Below are 25769 nucleotides of genomic sequence, written 5' to 3'. Positions count from 1 at the left end.
CGGCCTAGGGTGACGTCATGGACATGCGGATACAGCTCGGTGACATCACGACCGTGGCCGTCGACGCCGTCGTCAACGGTGCCAACTCCACCCTCATGGGTGGAGGAGGAGTGGACGGAGCCATCCATCGGGCTGGTGGTGACACGATCCTGGCCGAGTGCAAGCAGTTGAGGGCGGAGGCCTGGCCCCATGGACTGCCGACCGGCCGTGCGGTGGCCACCACGGCGGGGGATCTGTCTGCGCGCTGGGTCATTCACACCGTGGGGCCTGTGTACTCAACCACGGATGACCGTTCCGAACTCTTGGCGTCCTGCTATCGGGAATCGTTGCGTGTGGCCGCCGAGCTCGGCGCGCAAACCGTTGCTTTCCCGACCATCTCGGCCGGAATCTACGGGTGGCCCCTGGAAGACGCCACGCGGATCGCCGTCGACACCGTGCAGGACATGACCGACGAGGTGGGGGAGCAGGTCCGTGAAGTCCTGTTCGTGGCGTTCAGCGAAGCGGCAGAGGATGCGTATCGGCGACATCTGGCGGGGTGCTGACGGCACCATCCCGCAACGGTGTCCTCTTGCCTGTCACATCTGGGCTTTGGCCTGCGTCAAGTGGATGACGGTGCACGGAGCGCCGCTGGAAGGAGCTCGGAAGATGCCTCGACTGAACATGCGGAAGACCCACAAACTCGGTATGGCTGCAGTGCTTGGGCTGGAGGGATACACCCGAACACGCCTGCCGAGTGAACTCAATGAACTGATCAAGTTGCGGACGTCATTGCTTAACGGTTGTCAGTTCTGTATCGCCATGCACTCCGAGGATCTGAGGCGGGCAGGGGAGACGCAGGAGCGCCTGGCGGCATTGGAGCAGGATGATCCCGGGGAGCTGTTCGACCCCCGTGAGCGCGCTGCACTGGCACTGACCGATGCGGTGACTCGCCTGGGTGAAGGCGGCGTGTCAGATGACGTCTGGGATAGAGCGGGGGAGTTCTTCTCCTCGACGCAGCTTGGGGACCTGGTGCTGGCGATTGCGACGATCAACGTGTGGAACCGGATCGGGATTGCAACCAGGCTTGAAGCATGAGCTCCCGTTCGAGGATGTCAGAGGACGTGTGGTTGGCAGAGCGCCCGCGCCTGCTGTCCCTGGCGTACCGAATCCTGGGGAGCTGGCACGACGCCGAGGATGTCGTCTCACAGGTGTGGTTGCGAAGTGCTGACCGCACAGACGTGGCCAATGCGCCAGCTTGGCTGACCACGGTCACCACCCGTCTTGCCATCGACCAGGGGCGTCGGCTCAAAGCACTCCGGGAGGAGTACATCGGGCCGTGGCTTCCTGAGCCCGTCGCTACCGAACTCCTGCCGGAGGAGTCGGCCGTTCAGCGCGAGAGCCTTCACCTTGGTTTGTTGCGCCTGATGGAGGAGCTTTCGCCCGAGGACCGTGCCGTCGTTGTACTGAGGGAGGCTTTCGATGTGCCTTACGCAGAAATTGCCGACTGTGTGGGGAAGTCGCTTCAGGCCTGCCGACAGGTTGTCTCTCGAGCAAAACAGCGGCTCCCGCGTGTGACTCATGCTCCTGAACGCGATGAACGACTCATGGCCGCACTCGTCACTGCACTCGCGGCGGGAGACATGGCGGCAGCGGTGGAGCTTCTGAGTGAAGGGTGCGTGCTGTGGACCGATTCCGGCGGAGCCACCAAGGCTGCGCGTCGCCCGGTGATCGGCGCGGACAAAGTGGCGCGCTTCCTGATCGGCGTCTCCGCCGCAGTACCAGGGAGCTCGGCCGATCCCGTAAATGTCAACGGAGCTCCGGCCTTCCGCCTGAAGTGGCCGGGTGGTACGCGCATCGTGGTGCTCGAACATGACGGGGAGAATATTTCGGGCATGCAGATCCATTCGAACCCGCACAAACTGGAATTCGCCCTGTAGCCGACGGGGACGAGTCGGGGGCGACGATCAACCCTGATGCGCAGCCACCTCAAGGCCGAAGCTGACGTCGCACCGCGTCGGTGGTCCACATCCAGAAGGCGTGGCCGAAGAACTCCGAGAGGTGTTCGCTCATCGGACGCTTCCACGGGGCGGGGACGGTATGCGTCAATGACATCAAGACGACGTGGGTCGCACCCCACACAAAGATCCCGTAGCCCGTTCCGCGGCCGAAGGTGATCTTGGGCCAGCGTTGGGCCACCAGGTCGTACGTGACGGCAGTGCCCACGGAGAACGCAAAATGAGCGCCCAGACTAACCACCGGAACGTCGTGACCGGCCACCGTGACAGCGTGGTGAGTGAACTCGGGGGAGAAGCCGACCTGTTCCAACAAGGTCTGCGGCGGATCGGTGGCTTCCCGCTCCGGCGTGCGCGGCGGGAAGGGGACCTCCCAGCCCAACCTCGCGAAGCCACCGGCCACCCCGGATGCAGCCCCGACGAATACGGTTGTGGCCCAGGAACGAGAGCGACGGGGACTTCGATGCATGGGCTTCTCCTGGTCCGTTGCGTTGTCGACACGGGTATTCGTCGTCGTTGGCTGCTTGGAACCTTCGGCAGATGGGGTTGTCCCGCGCCACTGATGTGATCGGTGGCGTCGACGCGTGGCTCGCGGCCGGTTTGCCCACGACGACTGTGGCACCGGGGACTGGGTCGGAGAGCGGCGAGCGGATTGCGTGATTCCCGGCCACCGGGCACCAGAAGGGGCGCGCTCTCTGCGCCACTTTACATAATGTGCATTATCGGCGAAGGGTTCACTGACCGTCTGAGTGAGGCGTTCAGGCCCTAGTCTGGTCCGCATGGCCGCTTCCAGTGTTGATCTACCCGCGCCGACCGCGGCGTCGGCTCCGGACGTACGCGGCATCCATCAACTACGCCGCCAGCTCGAAGATTGGCTCTCGAGCCGCGGCATCAACCAATGGTCCGCCGGCCAGCTGTCCGAGAACTCCATACGGAATCAGGTCGCCAGCGACCTGTGGCGCGTCGCGAAAACCGACGACGGCGAGATCATCGGTGCCTTCCGGATTCAGGACCAAGACCCTTCGTTCTGGCCCGAGAATCCCGCGGATTCCGTATTCCTGCATGCCCTGATGGTGGATCGATCATGGGCAGGCTGCGGACTCGGCACGCACCTCGTGGAGTTCGCGTCTCATGAAGCTCGGGAAGCCGGCGCCCAGTGGTTACGACTGGACTGCGCGGCCGAGAACAAACAATTGCGCTCGTACTACCGGCGGCTCGGCTTCCAGAAAGTCCGAGACCAGGACGTGGACGGACTGTTCACCGTGACGCTCATGCGGAAAGCGCTCTGACCACCGCGGATCCGAGGGACTCCGTCGTCGCTGAACCGCCCATGTCAGGGGTCAACTCCCCCGTTGCAAGCGTGGATTCGATCGCTTCGAGAACGGCTGCCGCTGCATCGCGTTCGCCGAGGTGATCGAGCATGAGGCTTGCGCTCCAGATCTGACCGATCGGATTGGCGATCCCCTGTCCGGCAATGTCCGGCGCGGAGCCGTGAACGGGTTCGAACAGGCTCGGGAACTTCCCTTCCGGGTTGATGTTGGCGCTCGGTGCAATACCGATGGTTCCCGTGCACGCCGGGCCGAGGTCCGAGAGGATGTCGCCGAACAGGTTGCTGGCTACGACGATGTCGAACCAGTCCGGGTGCATCACAAAGTTCGCCGTGAGAATGTCGATGTGATAACTATCAACGTCCACCTCAGGGTAAGACTGGTGCATGGCCTTCACTCGTTCATCCCAATACGGCATCGTGATCGAAATGCCGTTGCTCTTGGTTGCCGAGGTCAGGTGCTTCTTCGGGCGGTTCTGCGCCAGCTCGAATGCGTACTTCAGGATTCGGTCAATGCCGGTCCGAGTCATGACGGTTTCTTGAATCACCGTCTCACGTTCCGTGCCTTCGAACATCTTTCCACCGATGGACGAGTACTCCCCCTCGGTGTTCTCGCGCACCACCAGGAAATCAACATCGCCGGGTTCACGCCCCGCCAACGGGCTGGCGACCCCGGGCATGAGTTTCACGGGTCGGAGGTTGACGTACTGGTCGAAATGCCTCCGGAACTGGAGCAGACTCCCCCACAGTGACACATGATCGGGCACCACGTCCGGCAGCCCGACGGCGCCGAAGAACAGGGCGTCGAATCCCTCGAGCTGTTCGAACCAGTCGTCCGGGAGCATTTTCCCGTGTTGCTGGTAATACTCGGCGCACGCAAAATCGAAATATTCCAAGTTCAGGTTGAAGTCGAAACGTTGTGATGCCGCTTCTAGGGCTCGAACTCCCTCTGGCATGACTTCTTTGCCGATGCCGTCTCCAGGAATCACCGCGATGTCGTACGTCTTGGTCATGCCTTGTCTCGATTCTCGCTCGGCGTTAGTTCCGAATTCCCTGAACGCGGCCAGTTGTGCAGGAAAAGTCTACGGGTTGGCTGCCGGAGTTACGAGCGATGTTGGCGAACCGGTCGATTGAGCCCCTTCGTGGTCTAGCTCCACCCGAACGGGAACGGACGCCCACGCGTGCAGCGTGTTGTTGAGGTGGCGAACGGGCTCGCCGTTGAGCTCCAGGTGTTGTACGCGCCTGATCAGCGCGTTGAGTATCGCCTCGGCTTCAAGGCGAGCCACGTGTTGACCCACGCACTGATGAATCCCCATGCCAAAGCCCATATGGCCTGAAGGGTCGCGGGAAAGATCGAAGGTGTTGGGTTCCTCCCAGCGCCGTGGATCGCGGTTGGCGGCACCCAGGAACAGCAGCACCTTTTCGTCTGCCGGTATCTCCACAGACCCCACTCGAATGGGTTGGGTGGTGGTTCGGAAGAACGTCTGGACCGGCGACTCTAGACGAATGGCCTCGTCGAACGCTGTCCGAACCAAGGAAGGATCGGCACGGAGGCGCTGCCACTGGTCCGGGTGAGTCGCGAAACAGTGCAAGATGGCGGAGATGGCGTGCACGGTTGTGTCAACGCCCGCCGTGAGCAAGGACCGAACGACGAGCGGGGCCTGCTGTTCGGTGATCTCTCCTCGATCTGCTGCCGCCCAAATGGCCGCTCCGAACCCCTGATCGGCCAGCATGTCCCGTCGGCACCGGGATCCCACCCATTCCCCCAGCTCCGCCACTCGGGCTGCCCCCTTCTGTACATGGCGGTTGGTGGGACCGAACGCGTTGAAGGCATGGTCACCGTAAGGGAGCAGGTTCTCCCGCCCACCGGGCGGGAGGCCCACCGCATCCGGGAATACGCGCAAGGGGAAGGGCTCGGCAAGGGCCTTGGCCGCATCGAACGCCGTGCTCTGCGAAAGGACCTGTGCCACCAACTCCTCCGCGTCTTGGCTCCAGAGTGACCGAAGCCTCCGTAGCGCGCGAGGGCTGAGGACATTCGCCAGGACGTGTCGCGGAGCGTCGTGGTGCGGCGGATCTGACTCGAGCAGAAGACTGGGTGGCCGCCACGGCTCCTCCTTCCTGAAATTGGCAAGGCCCACCCCCGCTGCCGACTGGAAAACCTGCCAGTCCTGCAGGGCAGCATGGACTTGAGCGTGTCGTCCCATCGCCCAGATCCCGTACTTCTCGAGATAGACAACCTGTCCGGCATCGCGGAGTGCTTCATGGAACTCGGTTGGATCGGCCAGAACCGCGTCGTCGAAGGGATCGTGCGTCAGGATCGGCACGTTGTCAGTCGTCATGGCAGGAGTTGCCTTTCCACGGGAACGGAACGGTGAACGGGATACGCGCTGTGTTCTTCAGAGGTCCAGGCGCAAGACGGGCGATGCGGATCGGGACACACACGGCATGATGCAGTTCCCAGCCGTCCGTTCGTGCTCTTCCAGGACAGAGTCCCTGTGATCCGGCGTTCCGGCGAGAACCTCCGTTTCGCAGGTGCCGCACAGCCCCTGTTCGCATGAGGCCAGCAGCCTGATTCCGGCGGCCCTGACGCTCTCCAGGAGAGTCTGATCAGCGGGGACCTCGAGCGACCGGTCGGACCGGGCCAACTCCACGACAAAGGAACTCCTCGGACCGTCCGCGAATGCGGGTGCCGTGAAATGTTCCACCCTCAACCCTGGAGCCGGGAGCGGTGAAGCAGCTTCCATGGACTGGAGTTCCTGGAGCATGCGCTCGGGTCCGCAGGCATAAACGGCCGTCCGGCCGTCCAACTCCCCCATGGTCTGTCGAAGGTCGCACGGGCCCGCGGTCGTGTCGTGGAAACGGAGGCTGCCCTTGCCGAGGGACTCGCCTACAAGGCCCTGCAGCTCGGGGAGAAACACAGCGCTATCGCACCCTCGGTTGATGAACAGACACTGCCACCGAGCGCCGAGGCGGTTGGCGTAGTGGATCATCGAAAGCATTGGCGTCACGCCGATGCCGGCGGCCACGAACAGGTACGACTCGGACGGGTAGATGCGGAAGGAATTGCGCGGACCGCCGAAGGTGAGCCGATCCCCCACATGGAGCCCGTCGTGGACGTACCGGGAACCGCCGCGTCCGGTTGGATCGAGCTTCACAGCCACTCGATAGGTCCTGGAGTCGCGTCTGTCCCCGCACAAGGAGTACTGCCGCATTCCGTACTCCCCGAGGTGCAGATCGATGTGGGCACCCGGTGTCCAGTCGGGCAGCCGCCCACCTCCTTCCGCGGCGAGCGTGAGGGCCACGGTGCCCTGGGCGATGACTTCCTTGCCCTCGACCACCAGAGTGGTCACGGTCCGTTCGGTGGTTTCTACGGTGAGTTCGTCAACAGTGGCGGTCATGTCGTCTCCTGAGTTGGCCTGCTCCTACTGTTGATGTGACGGGCGACACATTTCCACCGTAATCTCATTGATTGATAACTCCATTGGGTGGGGCCGAGAGTCGTCGTGAGATCAGACTGGCAGCCATTCGAACGGCGGGTTCCCACTGCTGGGCCCGCTCGGACCGTGGCAGAACGACGGACACGGCCGCGCGCACAGTGTCGTCCTGGAACACGGGTGCTGCGATTCCTGCCGCCTCGGGGTGTAGGTATCCGGGGCAGTAGACGCTGCCCCGGCGGCGGATGTTGGCGAGAATCTCGCGAAGATGGCTCTCCTGGACCGGGGTGTCCGTTGTGAACCGCTCTCGATGGCTGCTGATCACCGACTCCTGGAATGCAGGTGGAGCGTGAGCCAACAGAACCAGCCCTGAGGACGACGCATGCAGTGACAGCCGCCCCGCGATGCGGGTGAAGTTGACCACTGCGTCCGGAGCGCTGAGGCGTTCCAGGAAGAGGACTTCCTCTCCGTCGAGCACTCCGAGCTGTGTGTGCTGGCGGACCTGCGCCTGGAGAGCTTCGAGTGGAGGCATGGCCGCCTCCCGCAGTGACAGCGTCGATGACGCGCGAGCCGCAGCCTCCCACAGCCGTAGTCCGAGGCGCACGCTACGGTCGCTGTTGCGCTCGAGCCATCCGTGAGTGGTCAACTCTGAAATCAGTCGCGATGCCGTGGCCACGTGGAGTCCGCTCCTGCGTGCCAGGACGGACACGCTGAGCCATTCCTCTCCCGGCTCGAAAGCTTCGATCAGTCGCACGGCACGCGTGAGCACGGACTCGCCGTTCTGGGTTCTGGCCATCATTGCTCCCCTGTCCACGGTGCTGGGGAGTATCGCACGTTCTGTCGGTTCTGGATCCGTCTGTTCTCTCGACCCGCACCAAGCGCTACGGTTGAACCGACGGTCGGCGCGCGAAGCGACGACACCGCCGTCCACTCACGGGAATGCCGTTCCGAGGTCGAACGGCGCAGGAAGGTCGCGGTCATGAGCAAGGAGCTCGAGTTCATCAAGGGCGTGGACAAACTCCATGCCTTCTACACCGAGAACGTCCGAATGCTGGCTCACGCCTACGACATCGACGAGGCGACTGCGGCTCGGCTGTTGGACCGCTATGACTACCGGAACGTGGCGCGCAGCATTCTGCGACCGCCACGCGTCGACATCTTGGGCGAGATCACGGGCGACTCCCCTGGTGAGCATCTCGAGTGACCTGGGGCTCGTAGCTTGCCTCGGTGAAGTGCCGACTGAAATCTGCCGGAGTGTGCTCAGCCAGATGAGTTGCGCGTCGTCGGGCCTTCTCCGAGGCGTTGGCCGGCAGGCGTAGGTCGATGAGTACGACGGCGACGCCGTGCTCGGCTTCCAGCGCAGCGCGCATGATCTGAGTGGGATCCGGTGTGCCGGTGTTCAGGTTTTCCCGGCTGGGCAACTCCCCCGTGCACACCAGGACCAGTTTTCCGTCCAGGTGCGGTTCGGGTTTCATGTGCCACGCCATGATGGCGGGCAGTTTCGCCTGGGCCGAGGACAGGGCCAGCACTCCGCCGGCCAGGCCCGTGGCACCCGCTCCGAGGGTGGATGCCAGGATCGTTGTCAGGATTCGCACGGCATCACCTCCGGGTCGTCACGTCATGGCCTGCGCCCCCGTTGTGGGCGCGTCGCATCATTGTAGGAAAGTGAACGCGCCATGAACAGGGGGTGTCCGGTGGGTTTGATCTCATCCCCACGTCACAACTTGGCATCACATGCGCGCGCCGGTGTGACGGCACGAACAGTCGAATGATTACAATGGCAAACGTATGCATCGCAAGGTGACCGACAGGTGGGAGGGCTGGGAACACCGTGCTGGACTGGGTTCTGACCAATGGATGGGCTGCGTGGCTGATCATCGCGCTGTTGCTGGGCGTGATCGAGGTGCTGACCCTGGACCTCACGTTCCTGATGCTCTCGGGCGGAGCGCTGGCGGCAGCTGCACTGTCCGGAGTCACAGGCGGAAACGTGGTCCTGGAAGTGATCACCTTCGTCGTGGTCGCCGTACTCCTGTTGTTCGCCCTCCGACCCCGCCTGCTGCGCCGACTCCACCGTGGACCGGGTGCAGATGCGCTCTCCAACACCGACCGTCTTCCCGGCCAGCCTTGCGTGGTGCTCGAGCAGGTCAGCGACCAGACCGGCCTGGTTCGCCTGGACGGAGACGTGTGGACGGCGCGCTCCGTGTCAGGCACCGTCTATCCGGAGGACCAGGCGGTGTTCGTGCAGCGCGTCGAGGGTGCGACCGTCGTGGTCACCCACAACAATCCGCGCCCCACCGGTGGTGTCCAGAACTGACCGACGAGTCCTGTGGGGCGAGACCCGGGCGCCGGGTGAGACCCGTACGACCGACCGAACCGAAGTGAACTACCCGACGAAATGAGGACGGACCATGGTCATCACGATCTTGCTCCTGGTACTGGTGATCCTGGCGGTGGTGACACTGCTCAAAGCGGTGCGCATCATCCCCCAGGCGCGTGCGGGGATCGTCGAACGATTAGGCAAGTACCAAGCCACCTTGAACCCCGGGCTACACGTCCTGGTGCCGTTCATCGACCGGCTCTTGCCGTTGATCGACCTTCGCGAACAGGTGGTCTCCTTCCCGTCCCAGTCGGTCATCACGGAGGACAACCTGGTGGTCGGGATCGACACGGTCGTCTACTTCCAGGTGACCGACCCGCGTGCGGCGACCTACGAGATCACCAACTACATCCACGCGGTGGACGAACTGACATCGGCCACCCTGCGTAACGTCGTCGGTGGTCTGAACCTTGAAGAGACGCTGACCTCCCGCGACAAGATCAACGCCGAACTGCGCGGCGTCCTGGACAACACCACGGGCCGATGGGGCCTGCGGGTCTCCCGTGTGGACATCAAGGAGATCACTCCCCCGCCGTCGATCCAGGATTCGATGGAGAAGCAGATGCGTGCCGAGCGCGATCGCCGCGCCGCCATTCTCACCGCTGAAGGCCAGAAGCAGTCCCAGATCCTCACGGCCGAGGGTGAGCGGCAGGCCGCTGTGCTCTCCGCAGAAGGTGACGCGAAGGCCGCGATCCTCCGCGCCGACGGTGAAGCACAGGCCATTCAGAAGGTCTTCGATTCGATCCACCGGGCCAAGCCCACCCAGAAGCTGCTGGCGTACCAGTACATCCAGACGCTGCCGAAGGTGGCCGAGGGCTCGGCCAACAAGGTCTGGATGATTCCCGCGGAACTGGGCGATGCCTTGCGCGGCGTCGGAGAGTTCCTGGGCAAGCCGGACCAGGGGCGCGACTGGGGCGACGTCATGGCGGAAGAGGACCAGGCCGAGGACGAAGCTCGCGCGGCCGCCAAGGCCGAGGGCGGCATCGTGAGGTCGGAGACCGTGAAGGTCACCGACGAGGACCTCAAGCCCTCCACCGCACTCAGGGACCCGGACGCCTTCACGGTTCCCGAACCGGAGACGATCGACCCGAACGCCCCGGTCGATCTGGACGCGCCTCTGCCGGGCACCGATTCGGGTGCGCAGCGGCAATCGCCGTTCACGGACGAGCACCAACAGTCCTACGGCATTGTCCCTGGCCAGCACAACGACGGGTCGGCAGGCCAGCGGTGACCGACCGTTCCCAGCGGTCCCGTCCAGCCATGGGCGGGACCGGGCCGGGAACAAACGGGAACACCGATCCGTTGAGCCAGGACGGTGGGGTGGGTGCGTTCAGGCACCCGGTAGGATGGCCCGCCGAAGAAGTTTCGTATGTGTCTTCCACTGACAGGAGTTGCACCTGATGAGTGACCGCAGCCTGCGAGGTATGCGTCTGGGCTCACAGTCCATGGAGTCCGAGGCCGGTGTCGAGCCGGCTCCGCGGCAGCGCGTCGAATACCGCACCCAGGACGGCGAGCAGGTCTTCGTGACTTTCGCTTCCGAGGCCGAGATCCCTTCGGTCTGGGTCTCCAAGTCGGGCAAGGAAGCGGTGATCGTCAACGGCGAGAAGCCCGAGAACCCGAACGAGAAGCACCAGCGCACCCACTGGGACATGTTGATGGAACGGCGCAGCACGGAGGAACTGGAAGAGATCCTGGAACAGCGCCTGCAGTTCTACCGGGAGCAGCACGCCATCTGAGCGTGCGAGATCGGCTACTACGACGGGGCCGGTTGTGGGTGCTGTGTCTCAGCGACCCACGAGAGCGTTGAACTTGTCCCGGAGCACGCGGGCGCGGGCGGTGGTCCCCCACTTGGCCACGTTGATCACGGCTTCCTTGGTGATGTCGCCGCTCATCTTGGACACGCCTTCAGCGCGTTCGACGAACGTGATGGGAACCTCCACGACCTTGAGCCCGGCCAGCTCGGTCCGCCAGCCCAGGTCGATCTGGAAGCAGTAGCCGCGGGAGGTCACGGAATCCAGGTCGATGGCCTTGAGGGTCGACGCGCGGAACGCACGGTAGCCCGCGGTGATGTCCTGGATGTTGGAACCCAGGAAGAAGCGTGCGTAGATGCCGCCGCCGCGTGAGATGAACTGCCGGTACCACGGCCAGTTCACGGTGGAGCCGCCGGGGACGTAGCGGGAACCGATGGCCAGGTCCGCACCGTCTTCCACGGCCTGCAGCAGCTTGGGCAGTTCCTCGGGCTGGTGCGAGCAGTCAGCATCCATCTCGACCAGGATCTCGTAGTCGTTGTCCATGCCCCACTTGAATCCGGCGATGTACGCCTGGCCCAGGCCGTTCTTCTCCTTGCGGTGCAGGACGTGGATCTGCGGATCGGCTGCGGCCATGGCATCGGCCAGGTCCCCCGTACCGTCGGGGCTGTTGTCGTCGACCACCAGGACGTCGCCCTGGGGTACGGAACGACGGAGGCGGTCCATGACAGTCGGCAGGGACTCACGCTCGTTGTAGGTGGGAATGATGATGAGGGACCGCACGCGGTTTGCTTCCTTTCACCGACAGACTCGGGAGGATCAGGGCAGGCTTCCGATACCACTGGACGAACCGGGTGCCTTCGGCCCGGCCCAGATCCGCACGAAACGGCTCTGGACAGTTTTCCAGGGGCGCCCGGCCCGGCCGGCAGCAGGCTGCCAGTTTATCGACGGGCCCGAGGCAGACAAATAACTAGAGGTCACTTTGCCACGAGTTGGCACGGCCTCCGGTGACGACAGGCCGGGTGTTCAGCGGGCGTACAGTTCGCGACCTTCGGCCACGGTGCTCATGCACACGGGCAGGGACTCGTCCTCCAGGGCGGGCAGCAGTGGTGTGCGAGCCCTTGGGTCGGTGCTCCACGAGGCACCGGTGCCACTGGCGGCCTGCACCATGAGCGCCTCGACCTGCCACCGCGAGTAGGTCGCCGGTGCCCCGGGAACCAATTGGCCGGCCAGGGGGCCACCCTGCCCCAGCGCGCGCCATGCTCCACGGGTGGCTGCCGTGAAGGCCGCCCTGGCGGAGATCCTCTGTTCGGGCTCCGGGTGATTCACCAGAGACTTCACGGCATCCCACGGGTCCAGTGGAGTGTGACCGCCGCCCAATGCCACGGGAATCCCTCGGCGGTAGTACTCGGCGGCAAGCGGCGTGGTCGCGGGGTCCATGCACACCGAGAAACCGAACCCGTCCAAAGCATCGAGCACCGCCTGGATCTCGGCGGCCGTGAGTTCCTTTGCGAACTCCAGACGCAACCCCGAGGCGTTGACGGCGTGCACGCCGAGCTTCTCCCGAGCCGCTTCCAAGGCCGTCCGGAGGACCGGTCCCGTGCCCGGACGGTCCACCACGAGTGCTGGACGGAGTGAGTCGGTGATGCAGGCGGTCAGGAACCCTTCGAGGTCGGCTTCGGAAGCATCCCCTGTCACGGCGCGCCACCCCACTGAACCAGTGGAAGGAACGGCATCGGTCGAGGCGGTTCCGGCACCGATGTCGGTGAGCCCGGCCGTGGGCCACCGCAGGATGGTCAGTTCCCGGTCTCCGGTGTCGACGGCGCGGGTACCGACGGGGCTCGCATCGGTGCTGTTCGACTGGGCCGGGTCGGCAGCGGAGCGGGAGACGCATGCGACGTCGACGGCGACCGCGATCCCCCAGCCGGCCAAACCGCTCGCCTGCTCGGAGGCCCCGAGCGTCACCGCGGAATCCACGAAGGCGGGGGTGACCAGGTCACCGTCCAGGTCGATGACCTCCATGCGGTTATCCGCCAGGGAGTCCGCTGCCTGTTCGGATCCCACCCAGACCACCTGCGATCCTTCGACGATCATGGCCGAAGCGAACGGGTCCGCCGTCGAATAGACGGAGCCGTTGCGGAGAAGGACAGGGCGGGCGGCGGAATCAGCGCTGTTCATGAAGGTCTTTCGTTGCGGGTGGACGGGTGGACAGATGGTCAGGAGTTCGGGGCATGACACACGGCGTGGTGAAGCCCGTGACGGTCAGGCCTGCGATCGAGTCATGCTCAGGGTCATGCGCAGGGTCATTCGGAGGGTTCGTCCAACACGGACTGGACCACCACGCCCCGGTGGATGAGTTCGACGGCGCGTTGACACGCCGTGCGGAGATTGCGATCCAGCGAGGAGATGGAGGCGATCTGGTCCAGGAGGTCGATCACCTGCTTGGCCCAGCGGACGAAGTCCCCGGCGGCCAACTCCGTATCCTCGATCGTCAGGTGCAGGGAAGCTCCCCGAGCCCACCGGTACATGGGGCCCACGAGTCCCAGTTCCGGCTCCGCCGTGGTCTTGACCTTGTGCTGCTCCTCCAGGTCCGTGAGTTCGGACCACAATGCGACCACGGAACTCGCGGCACGTTCGATCTCGGCAGTGGGCAATTTGGGGCGGATCCCGGCGTCCTCGCGTTTCGCCTGGTAGACCATGACGGTTGCGGCCGCGGCGACCGCCGCCGGGTCCAGTTCGTCCAGGACGCCGTCACGCAGGGTCAACGCGAGCAGCAGATCGCGGTCACCGTAGATGTGGCGAAGCTGCTTCCCCGCGGGCGTGGGGACCAGCCTCCCGTCGTCGTGGCGGTCCAGGTAACCGAGTGCGTACAACACACCGCAGATCCGGTCGAAGGTCACGGCCACCGCGTTCGTACGGTTCTGCAACTGGCGGAGGAGCCCGTCCGTGTCCTTGCGGAGCCGGGACCACCGCTCGGCCCATCGCGCGTGGTGTTCCCGGTCGCTGCAGCCGTGGCAGGGGTGCTCCCGCAGGCGCCGTCGGAGGTCGGTGATGCGGGCCTCGGCACCGGAATCCCCGCGGGCGAAATGGATGGTGGAGGACCGCCGACGGGATTCCCCTCCCTCACCGGAGGAAGTGCCGCGTGCCGGCCGTCCTTCCTGCAGCGCCGTGCGCATCCAGCCGGCGATGGACTTGCGGTCCTTCGTGCCGTCCGTGCGCAGACGGTTCGGCAGTTTGACGAAGGACACGGGCGTCAGCGGGCCGTCGAGGTCCTGGGCGCCCAGACGACGCAGATTGGCGTCATAGGTGACCACCACGGGGCGGGGTTCCTCGGCCCGCGGGTCCGTGGCCACCACGACGGCGTAGCCGCGGTTGCGTCCGTGGGGGATGTCCACCACGTCCCCGGGTCGCAGATCGGACAGGGACTGGCCCGCCTGGCTGCGGCGAGCCACGGAACGCGACTTCTCCGCGGCCTTCTCCGCGTCTTTCAGGTCCCGGCGCAGCTGGGCGTACTCGGTGAAGTCGCCGAGGTGGCAGGTCATGGACCGTTCGTAGCCGGCCAGGGCCTCCTCATTGGAGCGGACCCTGCGTGCCAGGCCCACGACCGAGCGGTCAGCCTGGAACTGGGCGAAGGAGGATTCCAGGATGGACCGTGAACGATCCGCTCCGAACCGCGCGATGAGGTTGACCGACATGTTGTAGGTCGGCCGGAAACTCGAGATCAGTGGGTAGGTCCGTTTGGAGGCCAACCCCGCCACCATGCGAGGGTCCAGCCCAGGACGCCACAGGACGACGGCGTGACCTTCCACGTCGATCCCGCGACGACCGGCCCGTCCCGTCAACTGGGTGTACTCCCCCGGTGTGATGTCCACCCTGGATTCACCGTTGAACTTGTCCAGCCGCTCGAGGACCACCGATCGGGCAGGCATGTTGATACCCAGGGCGAGGGTCTCCGTGGCGAAGACGGCCTTGACCAGGCCCTGCACGAACAGTTGCTCGACCACTTCCTTGAACAGCGGCAACAGGCCGGCGTGGTGGGCGGCGATGCCGTGCTCCAGCCCGTTGCGCCACTCGTAGAACCCGAGCACGTCCAGATCCGAGGCGTCCAGGGCCGAGGCCGCCTCGGCCACGACCGCACGGATGGTTTGGCGTTCCTGATCGGTGGTGAGCCACAAGTCCGCAGCCAGGCACTGCTTCACCGCGTCGTCGCACCCGGCGCGGGAGAAGATGAAGGTGATGGCTGGTAGGAGCCCCTCGGACTGCAGGCGGCGGATCATCTGCGGCCGCGAGATCCGATGATTGTTCCCCAACCGCCCGGCGACCCCGGACCCCTGGCTCCCCCACCGACCGCCGCCACGGGACTCGTACCCGTGGGATTCGTAGCGATGACCACCGCGGTTCCTGCCGCCGCCGCGTCGGCCCCGGCCACCGTTGGCGAAGCGCTCGCGGGACCGCCCCCCACGCGAGCCACCGCCCGGGGGCTGGCTGCGCGCCAGGTGGAGCAGTTCCGGATTGACCGCCGGGCCGTCGTCGTTGCCGTTGTCCCGGGAACGACGACGCCGGTCCACAGCGTGCTCCACCGTGGAGTCGTCCACGAACAGGTCCATGAGTTCGGTGCCCACCTGCACGTGCTGCCACAGTGGCACGGGACGATGCTCGGAGACGATCACCTCCGTGCTCCCGCGCACGGTGTCCAACCAGTCACCGAACTCCTCGGCGTTGGACACGGTGGCCGACAGGCAGGCCATCTGCACGTGGGCGGGGAGGTGGATGATGACTTCTTCCCACACCGCGCCGCGGAACCGGTCGGCCAGGTAGTGCACCTCGTCCATGACCACGAATCCGAGGTTCTCCAGAGTGGAGGACCCCGCGTAGAGCATGTTGCGCAGCACCTCGGTGGTCATCACCACCACGTCGGCCTCGGAATTCACGGCGGTGTCGCCCGTGAGGAGTCCGACCTTGTCGGAGCCGAAACGCCGGGAGAAGTCGTGGTACTTCTGGTTGCTCAGGGCCTTGATGGGCGTGGTGTAGAAGGCCTTCTGGCCTCGCGCCAACGCCAGGTGTACGGCGAACTCGCCCACGATGGTCTTGCCCGCACCGGTCGGTGCAGCCACCAGAACCCCATGTCCTGACTCCAAGGCTCGGCATCCTTGGTCCTGGAAGTCGTCCATCTGGAAGTCGAGAGTGGCCGCGAACCTGGCACGTTCCGTCCTGGCCTCCGCGTTGCGTTGCTTGGCTGCCAAGTAGCGCTCAGAGGGTGACGACATGCCTCAACCCTACGCGCTGGTGCCCGCAGACCGAGCCAGGGCGTCACTCCCCGGCATCCACCTGGATGCCGCGCAATTCCTGCTCACTGGTGGCCTTGACGGCCGAGCGGTCGTAGGTGGCCTCCTGCTTGGCCCGCTTCTTGGCCCGCCGACGATCGTTGAGCAGGCAGACACCCACGGCGAGGAAGAACAGGGCCATGAGCGGCGCAGAGATGTAGAACATCACCATCATGTCCGGGCCCGGAGCAACGATCGCCGCGAGCAGCAGGACGAAGATCACGACCCAGCGCCACGAGCGCAGCAGGGTCTTGCCGGGCAGGATGCCGATCATGTTCAGTCCCACCAACAGGACCGGAAGGACGCAGGCCAAGCCGATGGCCAGCACGAGTTGCAGGACGAACCGGACGTACTGCACGGCGTCGATCACGTTGGCCGTGTTGTCCGGGTTGAAGGCGGTCAGGGCGAAGACTGCGCTCGGCAGGGTGGTAATACCCAAGGCGCAGCCGCCCAGGAACAACGGCACGGCAGCAATCACGAAAGCGTAGGCGTAGCGCTTCTCGTTCTTGTGCAGGGCCGGGGTGATGAAGGCCCACAACTGGTACAGCCACACCGGGCTGGCCAGGATGAGCCCCAGGATGACGGAGACCTCAACCATCACGCTGAACGGGCCGCCGACTCCCCCGAAGTTCAGGACGGCTTCGCGGCTGTCCTGTTCGTTGAGCGCCTTGATCGGGGCCGAGAGCCACTCCATGAACGGGAAGTACAGGAAGAAGCCCCCGACCATCCCGATCACGGTGGCCACGGCGGAGATGATGAGTCGGTTACGGAACTCCCGCAGGTGCTCGGTCAGTGCCATCTGAGCCTGCGGGTTGTTCCGCCGTCCGCGCTTCTTGCGGGCTGCCTTCTGGGCGTTCGTTCCGTCCTTGTCGCCGGGCGGAGTCCTGCGGGTCTTTTCAGTCATCAAGGAATGGTCCTGTCAGGCGAACTCACCCGGACGGTGTGTGGACCGGTCCGGGTGAGTTCGAGAGTGTGGCATAAAGGGTCAGTGTGCCGTGCCGTCCGTGTTAGGGGCCCCCGTGGAGTTCGTCCCCTGAGCGTTGGTGGTGCCCGCCGAGTTCGCGCTCGTGGACGTGGACCCCGTGGAGTCAGAGTTCACGGTCTCGCCGTTGACCACGGTGGAGTCCTTGTCGTCGTCCTTCATCTCGCGGACCTCGGACTTGAAGATGCGCATGGACTGACCCAGGCTGCGCGCCATCCCCGGCAGCTTCGGCGCACCGAAGAGCAGGACGATGACCAGCAGGATCATGATGACAACCATGGGGTTGTCGAAAAGTCGACCGAACATGATGTTCCTTTCGGTGTCACCGAGAGAAGTCAGAGACCCTCTGCGGCTGGCCCAGCGATCGGCGTCGTGCCGAACGGCGTTGGGATCGGGCCGTGCGTCGTGCTTGTTTGCCACTACGGTACTGCCTCCGGGCTTCGGGCCAGGGCGTGTACACGTCCGAACGGCGTGGCCGGGGTGGCAAGTCGCCTCCCCCGTCCGTGGCGGCTTCGAGCTGTTCGTTGATCGAGTCACCGAAGTCGCCCAGGTCGTGAAGTGCCCTGGAGACCTGCCGCCACAGGCGCAGGGCGAGCAGTGACAGAAATGCGGCGCTGAGAAGGACTACGACGGTCCACAACAGCACCCACATCCACCAGGACATGGCCATCAGTCTAGCGGCGCCGTGTCCGCGCCATCGCCGATCCGGTATCCGGCCAGAGCAGTGTTCACCCAGAGTTGCCCGCGAGCGACGTGGGAGCCCGGCTGGACGATGCCCACCTGACCGCCGAAGCGGGTGAGCAGGGAGAACGCAAGCTCCTCCGTGGTGAAGGAGATCTCGGCCGCCTCGAACTCCACCGGTGTCCCCGCCCCCGAGGGGCGGGCACGGCGGCCCGGCTCTTCGGTTGCACCCGTGTCCGCGGACAGTGCGTTGACGCGGGGCAGCTGGACCTGAGCGGTGCGGCTCGCGCGGTACTGGTCGGCGATCCACCTGGCCCGGCGGTCCGTGACCAAGACGATGTCTGTCTCCGCCGACGTCACGGTCGCCACGTCGGTGCGTACTGCTGCGACATCCTGGTGCGGCTCGGCGGGGCCGACGACGGCCGCGGAGCGGATCCGGTCCAGGCGGAAGTCCCGGAAGTCCTTGGCGCGTTCGCACCAGGCCATGACGTACCAGTGGTTGTTGGCGGAAACCAACCGCACGGGGTCGATCTCACGGTCGGTGACCTCGTCGCGGGAGGCGACGATGTAGTTGATCCGCAGCCGTTGTTCGGCGTCGATTGCATCGCGAACGGTTGCCGAGACGGCGGCGGCGTCCGTGTGCTCGGTTGCCTCCTCGGCGGTGGCGTCGCCTTGCACCGGCGTTTCGGGGCGATCGCCGGTGTGACGAGCCCGGGCCGTTGCCTCGGCGAGCGCCAGGAACGAGTCATCCGGGCGGGCCCCCACGGCATCGGCCAGTGCGGCGGGCTCCCCCGCTGCTTCAGCCACCTTCCGCAGTGCGGATTCAATAGCGGGGGTGTGCTCGCCCGGCAAGGAACGCAGGGTCTGTAACCCCACCAGGAGCGCCGCGGCTTCCGGCTGGGTCAGCCGCACGGGAGAGGAGATCTCCTCGGCGTTGGACACGGTCACGGAGCCTTCGTCCCAGGAGGCCTCGATGAGTTGGTCGGGAGTGTGGCCGGGGCGCCCGCACACGAACAACGTGGTGAGGTCCTCGACCACCTGATCCGTGCTCGCCTCCACGTGGGTGGCGACCTCCGAGAGTTCCACGCCCTGGTGCGCGTAGACGTACCGGACGATCTCGAGCATGCGGGCGAGTCGTTCGGCACTCGAGTTGGAGGCCCGGCGGGGCCTGCGGGAGACCCTTGTCCAGTCCACCTCCACGCCGGCCACCCGTTGCTGGAAGGCTGCGGCCGCTTCCAGGCGTCGCAGGACACTGCCGCGGACCCGGGCCTGCAGCGACACCGGGGCCTCGGGACGCGCGTCGTCGTCCTCGGGGACCACGGCGTCGGGTCCGACGGCGGCGATCTCCGCGGCCACCCGTTCCGGCTCGGTCACGGGAATGACGAGTCGATCCCACGGCTTCCCGTCCGGGGCGGTGCGGCGCCCGGGTAGGACGCCGGAGGCCATGCGGCGCAGCATCTGGGCCCGGCCCGGGGCCACGTCCACGGTCATGGAACCGAGTTCCGGGGCGGCTTCCATGGCGTCCAACCGCTCGTTCATGGAGAACTTCTCGGGGGGCACGAACGTGTGGGTGGTGGATCGGACGTCGGAGACGATGCGGGAGAGCCGGAACGTGCGTTCGGCCTGGCGATCGAGGTCCCAGCCGATCACGTACCAAGAGCCGAACCGGGAGCCGACGCCCCAAGGTTCCAGACGCCGCGTGGACAGTTCGTCCGTGGAGGCCGCCAGGTAGTCGAAACGCACCTGACGGTGTTTGAGCACGGCGTCCATCAACGGGGCGAAGGCCGGCTCCTGGACGCTGATGGTGGGCTGGACCAGAGGAGCATCCTCGTCGTCCCCGGCCGCGGGTTCCAACACGGGCTCGAGCTTCCGCAACGCCCGCCGGGCGGTGGTGCCCAGGGAAGTTTCCGTCCAGGCATTGGCCGCCAGCGCCAGGACCGCGGTTTCCTCCGCGGTGAAGCGCAACGCGGGCAGCGCGAAGGAACCCCTGGCGATCCGGTAACGGAATCCGGAATCCTCCTCGAAGAACGCGTCCTCCGGGACTTCCTCGATGGGGAAACCGAGCGCGCGCAGCTCCTGCTTGTCACGTTCGAAAGCGCGTTCGAAGGCGGCGTCCGACGGCATGGCGGTGTAGTCGGGCACGGCCGCACGCAATTCGGCACGGGTGTAACCCCGCTCCCGGTAGAGCAGGGCGAAAATCAGGTTCAGACGGCGCTCGGATGCGCGTCGTTGCTGGTCAACGGGCACCTAGGGGGCCTGCGGTCTCGATGAGGCGGGTCAGCGCACGTCGACCAGGTCGACGACGAAGATCAGGGACTCGTTGGGCCCGATCACCCCACCCGCACCGCGTGCGCCGTAGGCCATCTCCGACGGGATCTCCAGGCGACGTCGACCGCCGACGCGCATGCCGAGCAGGCCCTGGTCCCAGCCCTGGATGACCTGTCCCACGCCGACCGTGAAGTCCAGCGGCTGGTTGCGGTTCCAGGAGGAATCGAACTCTTCACCGCCGGAGAAGGTCACGCCCACGTAGTGGCAGGAGACCTGCTTGCCGGGTTCGGCCACGGCGCCCTTGCCTTCGATCAGGTCCACGATCTTCAGTTCGGTCGGGGCATCGCCTTCCGGGAAGTCGACCTCGGGCTTGGTGCGGTCAAGGTTGCGCTGTCCAAAGGACACGGGTTCCTCCTGATGTGGTGCTGCGTGGTGCGGATGGGACGTCGTTGCGGCGCTCATGCACCGCTGGGTGGTGGCGTGGTACCCACGCCGTGCTCATTCCGTGGCCGAGGCACTGGGGGACGCATCGGCGGCGGCCGGTGTGTCCGAGGCGCCCAGAATGTCGACCACGAAGACCAAATCGCCTTCTGGTGCTCCGGTATTCCCGGATTCCTCGATTTCTTCCTTGGAACCGTACGCCTTGTCGGAGGGGACGGAGATGATCACACGCGAACCGGCCTTCTTACCGACCAGACCCTCGGACCAACCTTCGATCACACCGTCCAGGGGGAAGGCCGTCGGTTGGCCGCGTTCGTAGGACGAGTCGAAGACCTCGCCGTCCTCCCACCGGGCCCCGACGTAGTTGACCGCAACCGTCTGGCCTTCCTTGACCTCGGCACCGTCACCTTCGATCAGGTATTCGGAGGTCACGTCCTTGGGCGCGTCCCCCTCAGGCTTGGCGATTTCCGGGGTGCCGTCCTCTGTTTCCGTCACGGCCGGCAAGCCCTCTGGGGTGGGCTGCATCTCCCCCTCGATCTCGGACGGGATCACCTCGCGCACGGAGTAGCGGGTGGTGCTCTCGGTGGTCTGTCCGGCACCGGCGTCGGAGGTTGTGGTGACGTCCACGGTGGTGCCGACACGGGCCTTGCTGAGCTGGTCGTAGAGGAAGGAGTCCTCCTCCCGCATGGAGTCGTCGAGGGTGACCACGGACGGAGTGGCGTCGGCCGCCTCCCCGTCCTGGACCGGGGCACTTGTCATGAGCAGGGTGTCGCCGTCGTTGACCTCCTGCCCGTCGCCCTCGTTGACCGTGGAAGAAGTGGGATCCGGAAGGGGCTCAGGCTCGGGCGTGTCTTCGGCTGCGAGGATGTCGACGACGAACAGGAGGTCACCGGTCGGGTATCCGGAGTCCGCACCCAGCTCCTCCTCCGTGCCGTAGGCCTTGTCGGCGGGGACGGAAAGGATCACGCGCGAGCCGACCTTCTTGCCCACGAGCCCCTCGGACCACCCTTCGATCGAGGTGTCCAGGGGCAGCGCTGCGGGGGTTCCGGAGTCCCACGTGGACTCGAACGGCTTGCCGTCCTCCCACCGCGCGCCCACGTAGTCGACCACCACGGTCTGGCCTTCCTTGACCTCCGCACCGTCGCCGTCGATGAGGTTCTCCGCGACCAGGTCCTTCGGGGCCTCCTCGCCCATGTCACCGATCTCGGGAACGCCCTCGTCGTTCTCCGTGACCTCGGGCAGCCCCTCCGGGGAATCCTTCATCTCCCCGTCGATCTCGCTGGGGATCTTCTCCACGATCTCGTAGACCTCCACGGAGGTGGACTCGTCGCCCTCCTGCCCGGACTTGCCCGCTGTCGACGGGGAGGAGTAGGCCAGGATCCCCCCGACCTTCATACCGCCCGTCAGGGCTTCGTAGAGCTCGGGCAGCTGGTCCTTCATCTCGGAATTGACCTTGAGCACCTGACCGGCACCCGAGGAGTACGACTCCCCCATCTCTTCGCCGTCGGAGCCCCGGTAGAGGGCCGCCTGGACCAGCAGGGTCGAACCGTCCTCGATCTCCTCGCCGTCACCTTCGCGCAGGACCTTCGTCTGGTTCTCGTCCACCTCGACGGGCGTGTCGAACGTGACTTCGGGGACCTCGCCGTCGGCGGGGTCGTTGCTGAGCTCGACCGAGTTGAATCCGCCGCTCGTACAGGCCGTGAGCAGAACGGCTGCTCCGATGGCGGTCCCGGTCCTCAGCAATGCCTTACGCACGTGGTCCTCCAGTTACGCCCAACGGCGCGGGGTTACGGTCGATGGTCGCTGCGCCTCGTGGGCAGCAACCCGCTGGTGTCCGTGGCAAGGCTAGCCTCGTGCCCTGGGTACTGGCTGAAGCGCACCGCGGACCCCGCCGATCATTGGGCGAGCTCCCAGGTGGCTCCGAGCCACCGGCAAGCCCGCCCGGGGTCAGTTGTCGCTGCGGCGCGCTTCTGCGTCGGCGACGGCGGAGCGTTCGGCCAGGTGCTGGGCGTCCCGGCTCGCGCGGCGCGCCTTCTTGGCGGTCACCTCGCGCTCTCCGAGTGCAACGGGGGTCCACGCCTGCAGGTCCTCTTCGGTGTAATCGGACTTCGAGGCGCGGCGCTTGGGGGCCAGACGGGGCGATCCGTCGGCCAACCGACGGGCGGTGATCAGGAAGCCGGTGTGCGCGACCATGCGGTGGTCGGGGCGCACGGCCAGCCCCTCCACGTGCCAGCCACGGACCATGGTTTCGTGTGCGTCGGGCTCGGTGTAGCGGCCGTCGGCCCGCATGGCCTCGGCCGTACGGGACAGCTGGGTCACGGTCGCGACGTAGCAGATCACCACGCCGCCGGGTGCGAGGGCTTCGGCCACGGCGTCCAGGCATTCCCAGGGGGCCAGCATGTCCAGCACGACGCGGTCAACCGTCCCGGGCTGTTCGACCTCGCCCAGCTCCTCCGCCAGGTCACCGATCGACAACTGCCATGCGGGGTGGTTGCCACCGAACATGGTCGCGATGTTCCCGGCGGCCACCTCCGCGAACTCGTCGCGTCGTTCGAAGGAATGCACGTGGCCCCCGTCGCCCACGGCCCGCAACAGGGCGATCGTGAGGGCCCCCGAGCCGACGCCGGCTTCGACCACGCGTGCACCCGGGAAGATGTCCCCCATGGTCACGATCTGCCCGGCGTCCTTGGGATAGACGACCGCAGCCCCCCGTGGCATGGACAGGACGAAATCCTTCATGAGCGGTCGCAGTGCCAGGTACTGGATCCCCACCGAGTTCTGCACCACCGTTCCCTCGGGCTGCCCGATCAACAGCTCGTGCGGGAGGACTCCCTTGTGGGTCTGATACTCGGCCCCGGCGGTGAGCGTGATCGTGGTGAGGCGGCCCTTCTCGTCCGTGAGCTGGATCCGCTCCCCTTCCCGCATGGCACCGCGGCGGTTGACGGCACCCGTGGGGCCCGCCGGGGTGGTCGAGTTCGGTGAGGGTTGGGGTTGGGTCATGTGCTCGCTTTCCACGAATGGTCCGGATTCTCGGCGCGCGGAGAACGCATCGCTCACCGGGCCGGAACGCAGACCATTGTGACACCGCACGGGAACGAATCGGTGCCCTCACCACGCGCGGCCCGGTTCAGGGGATGAGTCCCGCACCCCGCAGGACATCGTTCAGACGCGCCGCCCTCAACACACCCAGGGGCGTCCCGTCGTCGTCCACGACCACGAAAGTGCTCAGGTGAGCTCCCGCCGTGACCTCCAGGAGGTGGATCCCCGAGAGCCCCGGCCGGATCGAGGCCGAGCGCGGTAGCGGATCCGTGATCGTGGACAGGACGGCTCCGGCGCGTTCGGCGGGGGGCACACTCGTGACCTGCGCCGGTGTCGCAACGCCCGTGGGCAGGCCCGCATGGTCCAGGGCAACGACGGCGACCGGGCCCAGCGGCACAGCGGTCCCCGCACGGTTGTCGAAGGATTCGCGCAGCAATGCCTCCACCTTGTCAAGTGACGTCGTGCCCGGCACCGCGATGGCGGGTTCCATGAGCTGGCCAGCCCGGACCCCCTCCATGGCCTGGGCGGCGCGGGACCGGCGCAGCCCAGCCGAAGCGCCGGAGAACAGCATCCACGCAAGCATCACGGCGAGCACGACGACGGGCAGCGACTGCCACAGGCCCGTGAGTGCCACGGCGACAACAATCGCCAGCGCGATGAGCCTTCCGGCCCAGGCCGCGACGGTGGTGCCCACGTGTTGACGTCCCGTGAGGCCCCAGGCCACTGCCTCCAGGGCGCGTCCACCGTCCAGGGGCAGGCCCGGGATCAGGTTGAACACACCGACGAACAGGTTGGCCCACGAGGTCATCTCGATCAGGACGATCCCGACCTCGGCGACGGTTGAGAGGCCCTGCATGGGCAGCAGGCCAAGTGCCAGCCATCCGCCGAAGCCGATCACCAGGTTGGCCACCGGGCCCAGGACCGACACCACGAAGGAGGCGCCCCAGGACTGCTGCGTGGTGCCGAAACTCGTGTGGCCGCCCATCAGGGACAGGACAATGTGGGAGACCAGCCAACCGAAGGCACGCGCGGCCCAGGCGTGGGCAAGTTCGTGCAGAAGGACCGATACCGCCAGCAGCAAGCAGAAGACGCCGGCAAGCACGTAGGCCCAGGCACCGATCTGCGGCACGGTGCGTCGCAGGACCGGTGTGTAGAGGAGCACCACGACGATCACGATCAAGAACCAGGAACGGTCCAGGAAGACCGGGAAGCCGCCCAGGCGCCCGAGGCGCAGAGAACCCGTCCGGGGGGCGGCTGGATCGTCCTCCCGGGGTAGGGGGCCCGCAGGGGTCACCGGTGCCGTGCTCCATCGTCACCGAGCTGATCCGATGGTTTCGGGTGAGCGTCGGTGTGCCGGACCTCCCCGATCCACCGGCTCAGGGTGGACAGCGTGACACCGGCCAGCGATTCCGGAGTGACGTGCGCGACCGACACCGCTTCGGGCGACAGGGGCGCCATGTTGGGCACCCCCACCACGACGGCGCCGGCGGCCCGGGCCGACCGCAATCCGGTCAGGGAGTCCTCGATCGCGATCATGTTGTGGACGGTGGCTCCCGGCCGTCCCTTTTCGGAGTACAGGGCCGCCAGCCGCCGAGCTGCGAAGACGTAGGGGGCCGGATCCGGCTTTGCAGGCAGTCCCAGGTCGCCCGTGACGGTCACGTCGAACAACGGTTCCGAAATGCCGTGGCCCTGGGCCAGTGCGGTCAGCCGCGTGCTCACGGCACCGGCCAGCGCGGAGCTGCTGTTGGTGACCAGAGCCAGCGGAACTCCTGCGGACCGGGCTTCGACCAACAGCTCCAGGGCACCGGGCCGTACCGGGAGGTCGGCTGCAATGGCCTCCAGGACGCGGGATTCGAGCTCCGCGCCGACCTGCTCCGCGGTGAGCTGCAAACCCTTGCCGCGCATGTAGGCGGCCGTTTCCGGCAGGGCGAAGCCCAGCATGTGCATGGAGTCCTCCGTGGACCACGGCACCCCGTGGTCCACCATGAGCGCAGCCTCCGCCGTGAACCAGTGTCCTTCGGTGTCCACCAGGGTCCCGTCCATGTCGCACAGCAGGGCGTCGGGCAAGGATGTGCCGACGGAGGAACCGATCTCGACCGAGGAAGCGGTGGGTCCGGGGGTGCCCTGCTCGGGGCCGGAGGTAGCCATGGCAGGGAT

Annotated in this window: 26 protein-coding genes and 1 pseudogene; 8 read left to right on the top strand and 19 right to left on the bottom strand. The window is 66.1% G+C overall.

Going from position 1 to position 25769, the window contains the following annotated elements:
- Positions 1 to 17 precede the first annotated feature (17 nt).
- From GWK18_RS01645 to GWK18_RS01635, 3 genes are all read left to right on the top strand, one after another.
- Entirely contained in the window at positions 18 to 542 is a 525-nt protein-coding gene (locus GWK18_RS01645) for an O-acetyl-ADP-ribose deacetylase (protein WP_166832769.1), read from the top strand.
- A 103-nt stretch (positions 543 to 645) separates the two neighbouring features.
- Positions 646 to 1074, top strand: coding sequence for a carboxymuconolactone decarboxylase family protein (locus GWK18_RS01640; protein ID WP_123824713.1), 429 nt, complete (start codon positions 646 to 648; stop codon positions 1072 to 1074).
- Positions 1075 to 1088: 14 nt separating this feature from the next.
- Positions 1089 to 1916, top strand: coding sequence for a sigma-70 family RNA polymerase sigma factor (locus GWK18_RS01635; protein WP_166832767.1), 828 nt, complete (start codon positions 1089 to 1091; stop codon positions 1914 to 1916).
- Positions 1917 to 1965: 49 nt separating this feature from the next.
- On the opposite strand, the gene GWK18_RS01630 is transcribed toward GWK18_RS01635, so the two are convergent.
- Entirely contained in the window at positions 1966 to 2460 is a 495-nt protein-coding gene (locus tag GWK18_RS01630) for a DUF1440 domain-containing protein (protein ID WP_123824715.1), read from the bottom strand.
- 310 nt (positions 2461 to 2770) lie between these two features.
- Here GWK18_RS01630 and GWK18_RS01620 point away from each other — a divergent pair, with 310 nt between their 5' ends.
- Positions 2771 to 3280 carry a GNAT family N-acetyltransferase gene (locus GWK18_RS01620; RefSeq protein WP_166832765.1) on the top strand — a complete coding sequence of 170 codons (510 nt, stop codon included), beginning with the start codon at positions 2771 to 2773 and terminating at the stop codon, positions 3278 to 3280.
- Here the strand turns inward: GWK18_RS01620 and GWK18_RS01615 are convergent.
- The 4 genes from GWK18_RS01615 to GWK18_RS01600 all read right to left on the bottom strand — a co-directional run bounded on the left by GWK18_RS01615 (position 3261) and on the right by GWK18_RS01600 (position 7548).
- Positions 3261 to 4331: a tartrate dehydrogenase gene (locus tag GWK18_RS01615; RefSeq protein WP_166832763.1), complete on the bottom strand. Its 1071-nt coding sequence runs from the start codon at positions 4329 to 4331 to the stop codon at positions 3261 to 3263. The two genes, GWK18_RS01620 and GWK18_RS01615, sit on opposite strands and share 20 nt — an antisense overlap.
- A gap of 69 nt (positions 4332 to 4400) precedes the next feature.
- Positions 4401 to 5657 (bottom strand): cytochrome P450, encoded by a 1257-nt coding sequence (locus GWK18_RS01610; protein ID WP_166832761.1) that lies wholly within the window; start codon positions 5655 to 5657, stop codon positions 4401 to 4403.
- 57 nt (positions 5658 to 5714) lie between these two features.
- A complete protein-coding gene (locus tag GWK18_RS01605) occupies positions 5715 to 6716 on the bottom strand; it encodes a PDR/VanB family oxidoreductase (RefSeq protein ID WP_166832759.1) in 1002 nt (333 codons plus the stop codon).
- A gap of 64 nt (positions 6717 to 6780) precedes the next feature.
- Positions 6781 to 7548, bottom strand: a complete 768-nt coding sequence (locus tag GWK18_RS01600; RefSeq protein WP_166832757.1) for an IclR family transcriptional regulator — start codon at positions 7546 to 7548, stop codon at positions 6781 to 6783.
- 183 nt (positions 7549 to 7731) lie between these two features.
- Here GWK18_RS01600 and GWK18_RS01595 point away from each other — a divergent pair, with 183 nt between their 5' ends.
- Complete coding sequence (locus tag GWK18_RS01595; RefSeq protein ID WP_166832755.1) at positions 7732 to 7956, top strand: hypothetical protein; 225 nt, start codon at positions 7732 to 7734, stop codon at positions 7954 to 7956.
- Here the strand turns inward: GWK18_RS01595 and GWK18_RS01590 are convergent.
- On the bottom strand, positions 7922 to 8347 hold the full coding sequence (locus GWK18_RS01590; protein ID WP_123824718.1) for a hypothetical protein: 426 nt from the start codon (positions 8345 to 8347) through the stop codon (positions 7922 to 7924). The genes GWK18_RS01595 and GWK18_RS01590 overlap by 35 nt on opposite strands.
- A 236-nt stretch (positions 8348 to 8583) precedes the next feature.
- Between GWK18_RS01590 and GWK18_RS01585 the strand changes: the two genes are divergently transcribed.
- The 3 genes from GWK18_RS01585 (at position 8584) to GWK18_RS01575 (ending at position 10865) form a co-directional block, all read left to right on the top strand.
- Complete coding sequence (locus GWK18_RS01585; protein WP_166832753.1) at positions 8584 to 9066, top strand: NfeD family protein; 483 nt, start codon at positions 8584 to 8586, stop codon at positions 9064 to 9066.
- Between the two features lie 94 nt (positions 9067 to 9160).
- On the top strand, positions 9161 to 10360 hold the full coding sequence (locus GWK18_RS01580; protein WP_123824720.1) for an SPFH domain-containing protein: 1200 nt from the start codon (positions 9161 to 9163) through the stop codon (positions 10358 to 10360).
- Positions 10361 to 10529: 169 nt separating this feature from the next.
- The gene (locus tag GWK18_RS01575; RefSeq protein WP_123824721.1) at positions 10530 to 10865 is read left to right on the top strand and encodes an RNA polymerase-binding protein RbpA; all 336 of its coding nucleotides are present in this window, start codon (positions 10530 to 10532) and stop codon (positions 10863 to 10865) included.
- A 48-nt stretch (positions 10866 to 10913) separates the two neighbouring features.
- Here GWK18_RS01575 and GWK18_RS01570 read toward each other — a convergent pair whose 3' ends face one another.
- The 13 genes and pseudogenes from GWK18_RS01570 to GWK18_RS01515 all read right to left on the bottom strand — a co-directional run bounded on the left by GWK18_RS01570 (position 10914) and on the right by GWK18_RS01515 (position 25760).
- On the bottom strand, positions 10914 to 11660 hold the full coding sequence (locus GWK18_RS01570; protein ID WP_123824722.1) for a polyprenol monophosphomannose synthase: 747 nt from the start codon (positions 11658 to 11660) through the stop codon (positions 10914 to 10916).
- A 243-nt stretch (positions 11661 to 11903) separates the two neighbouring features.
- Positions 11904 to 12842 carry an amidohydrolase family protein gene (locus GWK18_RS01565; RefSeq protein ID WP_348535804.1) on the bottom strand — a complete coding sequence of 313 codons (939 nt, stop codon included), beginning with the start codon at positions 12840 to 12842 and terminating at the stop codon, positions 11904 to 11906.
- Positions 12834 to 13055 (bottom strand): annotated as a pseudogene (locus GWK18_RS13035) (amidohydrolase); the annotation flags it as partial. The gene GWK18_RS01565 and the pseudogene GWK18_RS13035, both read right to left, overlap by 9 nt.
- A gap of 125 nt (positions 13056 to 13180) precedes the next feature.
- Entirely contained in the window at positions 13181 to 16144 is a 2964-nt protein-coding gene (locus GWK18_RS01560) for a DEAD/DEAH box helicase (protein ID WP_166832749.1), read from the bottom strand.
- A 43-nt stretch (positions 16145 to 16187) separates the two neighbouring features.
- Positions 16188 to 17105, bottom strand: coding sequence for a twin-arginine translocase subunit TatC (gene tatC, locus GWK18_RS01555; RefSeq protein WP_348535800.1), 918 nt, complete (start codon positions 17103 to 17105; stop codon positions 16188 to 16190).
- Between the two features lie 81 nt (positions 17106 to 17186).
- Complete coding sequence (tatA, locus tag GWK18_RS01550) at positions 17187 to 17489, bottom strand: Sec-independent protein translocase subunit TatA (RefSeq protein WP_166832747.1); 303 nt, start codon at positions 17487 to 17489, stop codon at positions 17187 to 17189.
- A gap of 16 nt (positions 17490 to 17505) precedes the next feature.
- A complete protein-coding gene (locus GWK18_RS01545; protein WP_166832745.1) occupies positions 17506 to 17847 on the bottom strand; it encodes a hypothetical protein in 342 nt (113 codons plus the stop codon).
- 5 nt (positions 17848 to 17852) lie between these two features.
- Positions 17853 to 20111: a WYL domain-containing protein gene (locus tag GWK18_RS01540; protein ID WP_348535799.1), complete on the bottom strand. Its 2259-nt coding sequence runs from the start codon at positions 20109 to 20111 to the stop codon at positions 17853 to 17855.
- 30 nt (positions 20112 to 20141) lie between these two features.
- Positions 20142 to 20537, bottom strand: coding sequence for an FKBP-type peptidyl-prolyl cis-trans isomerase (locus GWK18_RS01535; RefSeq protein WP_123824727.1), 396 nt, complete (start codon positions 20535 to 20537; stop codon positions 20142 to 20144).
- Between the two features lie 93 nt (positions 20538 to 20630).
- Positions 20631 to 22328, bottom strand: a complete 1698-nt coding sequence (locus GWK18_RS13030; protein ID WP_166832743.1) for an FKBP-type peptidyl-prolyl cis-trans isomerase — start codon at positions 22326 to 22328, stop codon at positions 20631 to 20633.
- Positions 22329 to 22520: 192 nt separating this feature from the next.
- Positions 22521 to 23573, bottom strand: a complete 1053-nt coding sequence (locus GWK18_RS01525) for a tRNA (adenine-N1)-methyltransferase (RefSeq protein ID WP_166832741.1) — start codon at positions 23571 to 23573, stop codon at positions 22521 to 22523.
- Positions 23574 to 23700: 127 nt separating this feature from the next.
- The gene (locus GWK18_RS13375; RefSeq protein WP_123824730.1) at positions 23701 to 24906 is read right to left on the bottom strand and encodes a site-2 protease family protein; all 1206 of its coding nucleotides are present in this window, start codon (positions 24904 to 24906) and stop codon (positions 23701 to 23703) included.
- Positions 24903 to 25760 carry an HAD family phosphatase gene (locus tag GWK18_RS01515; RefSeq protein ID WP_166832739.1) on the bottom strand — a complete coding sequence of 286 codons (858 nt, stop codon included), beginning with the start codon at positions 25758 to 25760 and terminating at the stop codon, positions 24903 to 24905. Before GWK18_RS01515 ends, GWK18_RS13375 begins: the two co-directional genes overlap by 4 nt.
- Positions 25761 to 25769: the final 9 nt, after the last annotated feature.

Source organism: Kocuria sp. JC486 (genome assembly GCF_011602805.1).
Classification (GTDB): Bacteria; Actinomycetota; Actinomycetes; order Actinomycetales; family Micrococcaceae; genus Kocuria; species Kocuria soli.
This window is presented reverse-complemented; position numbering and strand designations above follow the sequence as displayed.

Coding starts and splice junctions, on each gene's coding strand:
- GWK18_RS01645 (WP_166832769.1), top strand. CDS start 18: ATGGACATGCGGATACAGCTCGGTGACATCACGACCGTGGCCGTCGAC.
- GWK18_RS01640 (WP_123824713.1), top strand. CDS start 646: ATGCCTCGACTGAACATGCGGAAGACCCACAAACTCGGTATGGCTGCA.
- GWK18_RS01635 (WP_166832767.1), top strand. CDS start 1,089: ATGTCAGAGGACGTGTGGTTGGCAGAGCGCCCGCGCCTGCTGTCCCTG.
- GWK18_RS01630 (WP_123824715.1), bottom strand. CDS start 2,460: ATGCATCGAAGTCCCCGTCGCTCTCGTTCCTGGGCCACAACCGTATTC.
- GWK18_RS01620 (WP_166832765.1), top strand. CDS start 2,771: ATGGCCGCTTCCAGTGTTGATCTACCCGCGCCGACCGCGGCGTCGGCT.
- GWK18_RS01615 (WP_166832763.1), bottom strand. CDS start 4,331: ATGACCAAGACGTACGACATCGCGGTGATTCCTGGAGACGGCATCGGC.
- GWK18_RS01610 (WP_166832761.1), bottom strand. CDS start 5,657: ATGACGACTGACAACGTGCCGATCCTGACGCACGATCCCTTCGACGAC.
- GWK18_RS01605 (WP_166832759.1), bottom strand. CDS start 6,716: ATGACCGCCACTGTTGACGAACTCACCGTAGAAACCACCGAACGGACC.
- GWK18_RS01600 (WP_166832757.1), bottom strand. CDS start 7,548: ATGGCCAGAACCCAGAACGGCGAGTCCGTGCTCACGCGTGCCGTGCGA.
- GWK18_RS01595 (WP_166832755.1), top strand. CDS start 7,732: ATGAGCAAGGAGCTCGAGTTCATCAAGGGCGTGGACAAACTCCATGCC.
- GWK18_RS01580 (WP_123824720.1), top strand. CDS start 9,161: ATGGTCATCACGATCTTGCTCCTGGTACTGGTGATCCTGGCGGTGGTG.
- GWK18_RS01575 (WP_123824721.1), top strand. CDS start 10,530: ATGAGTGACCGCAGCCTGCGAGGTATGCGTCTGGGCTCACAGTCCATG.
- GWK18_RS01560 (WP_166832749.1), bottom strand. CDS start 16,144: ATGTCGTCACCCTCTGAGCGCTACTTGGCAGCCAAGCAACGCAACGCG.
- tatC (WP_348535800.1), bottom strand. CDS start 17,105: ATGACTGAAAAGACCCGCAGGACTCCGCCCGGCGACAAGGACGGAACG.
- tatA (WP_166832747.1), bottom strand. CDS start 17,489: ATGTTCGGTCGACTTTTCGACAACCCCATGGTTGTCATCATGATCCTG.
- GWK18_RS01545 (WP_166832745.1), bottom strand. CDS start 17,847: ATGTCCTGGTGGATGTGGGTGCTGTTGTGGACCGTCGTAGTCCTTCTC.
- GWK18_RS01525 (WP_166832741.1), bottom strand. CDS start 23,573: ATGACCCAACCCCAACCCTCACCGAACTCGACCACCCCGGCGGGCCCC.
- GWK18_RS01515 (WP_166832739.1), bottom strand. CDS start 25,760: ATGGCTACCTCCGGCCCCGAGCAGGGCACCCCCGGACCCACCGCTTCC.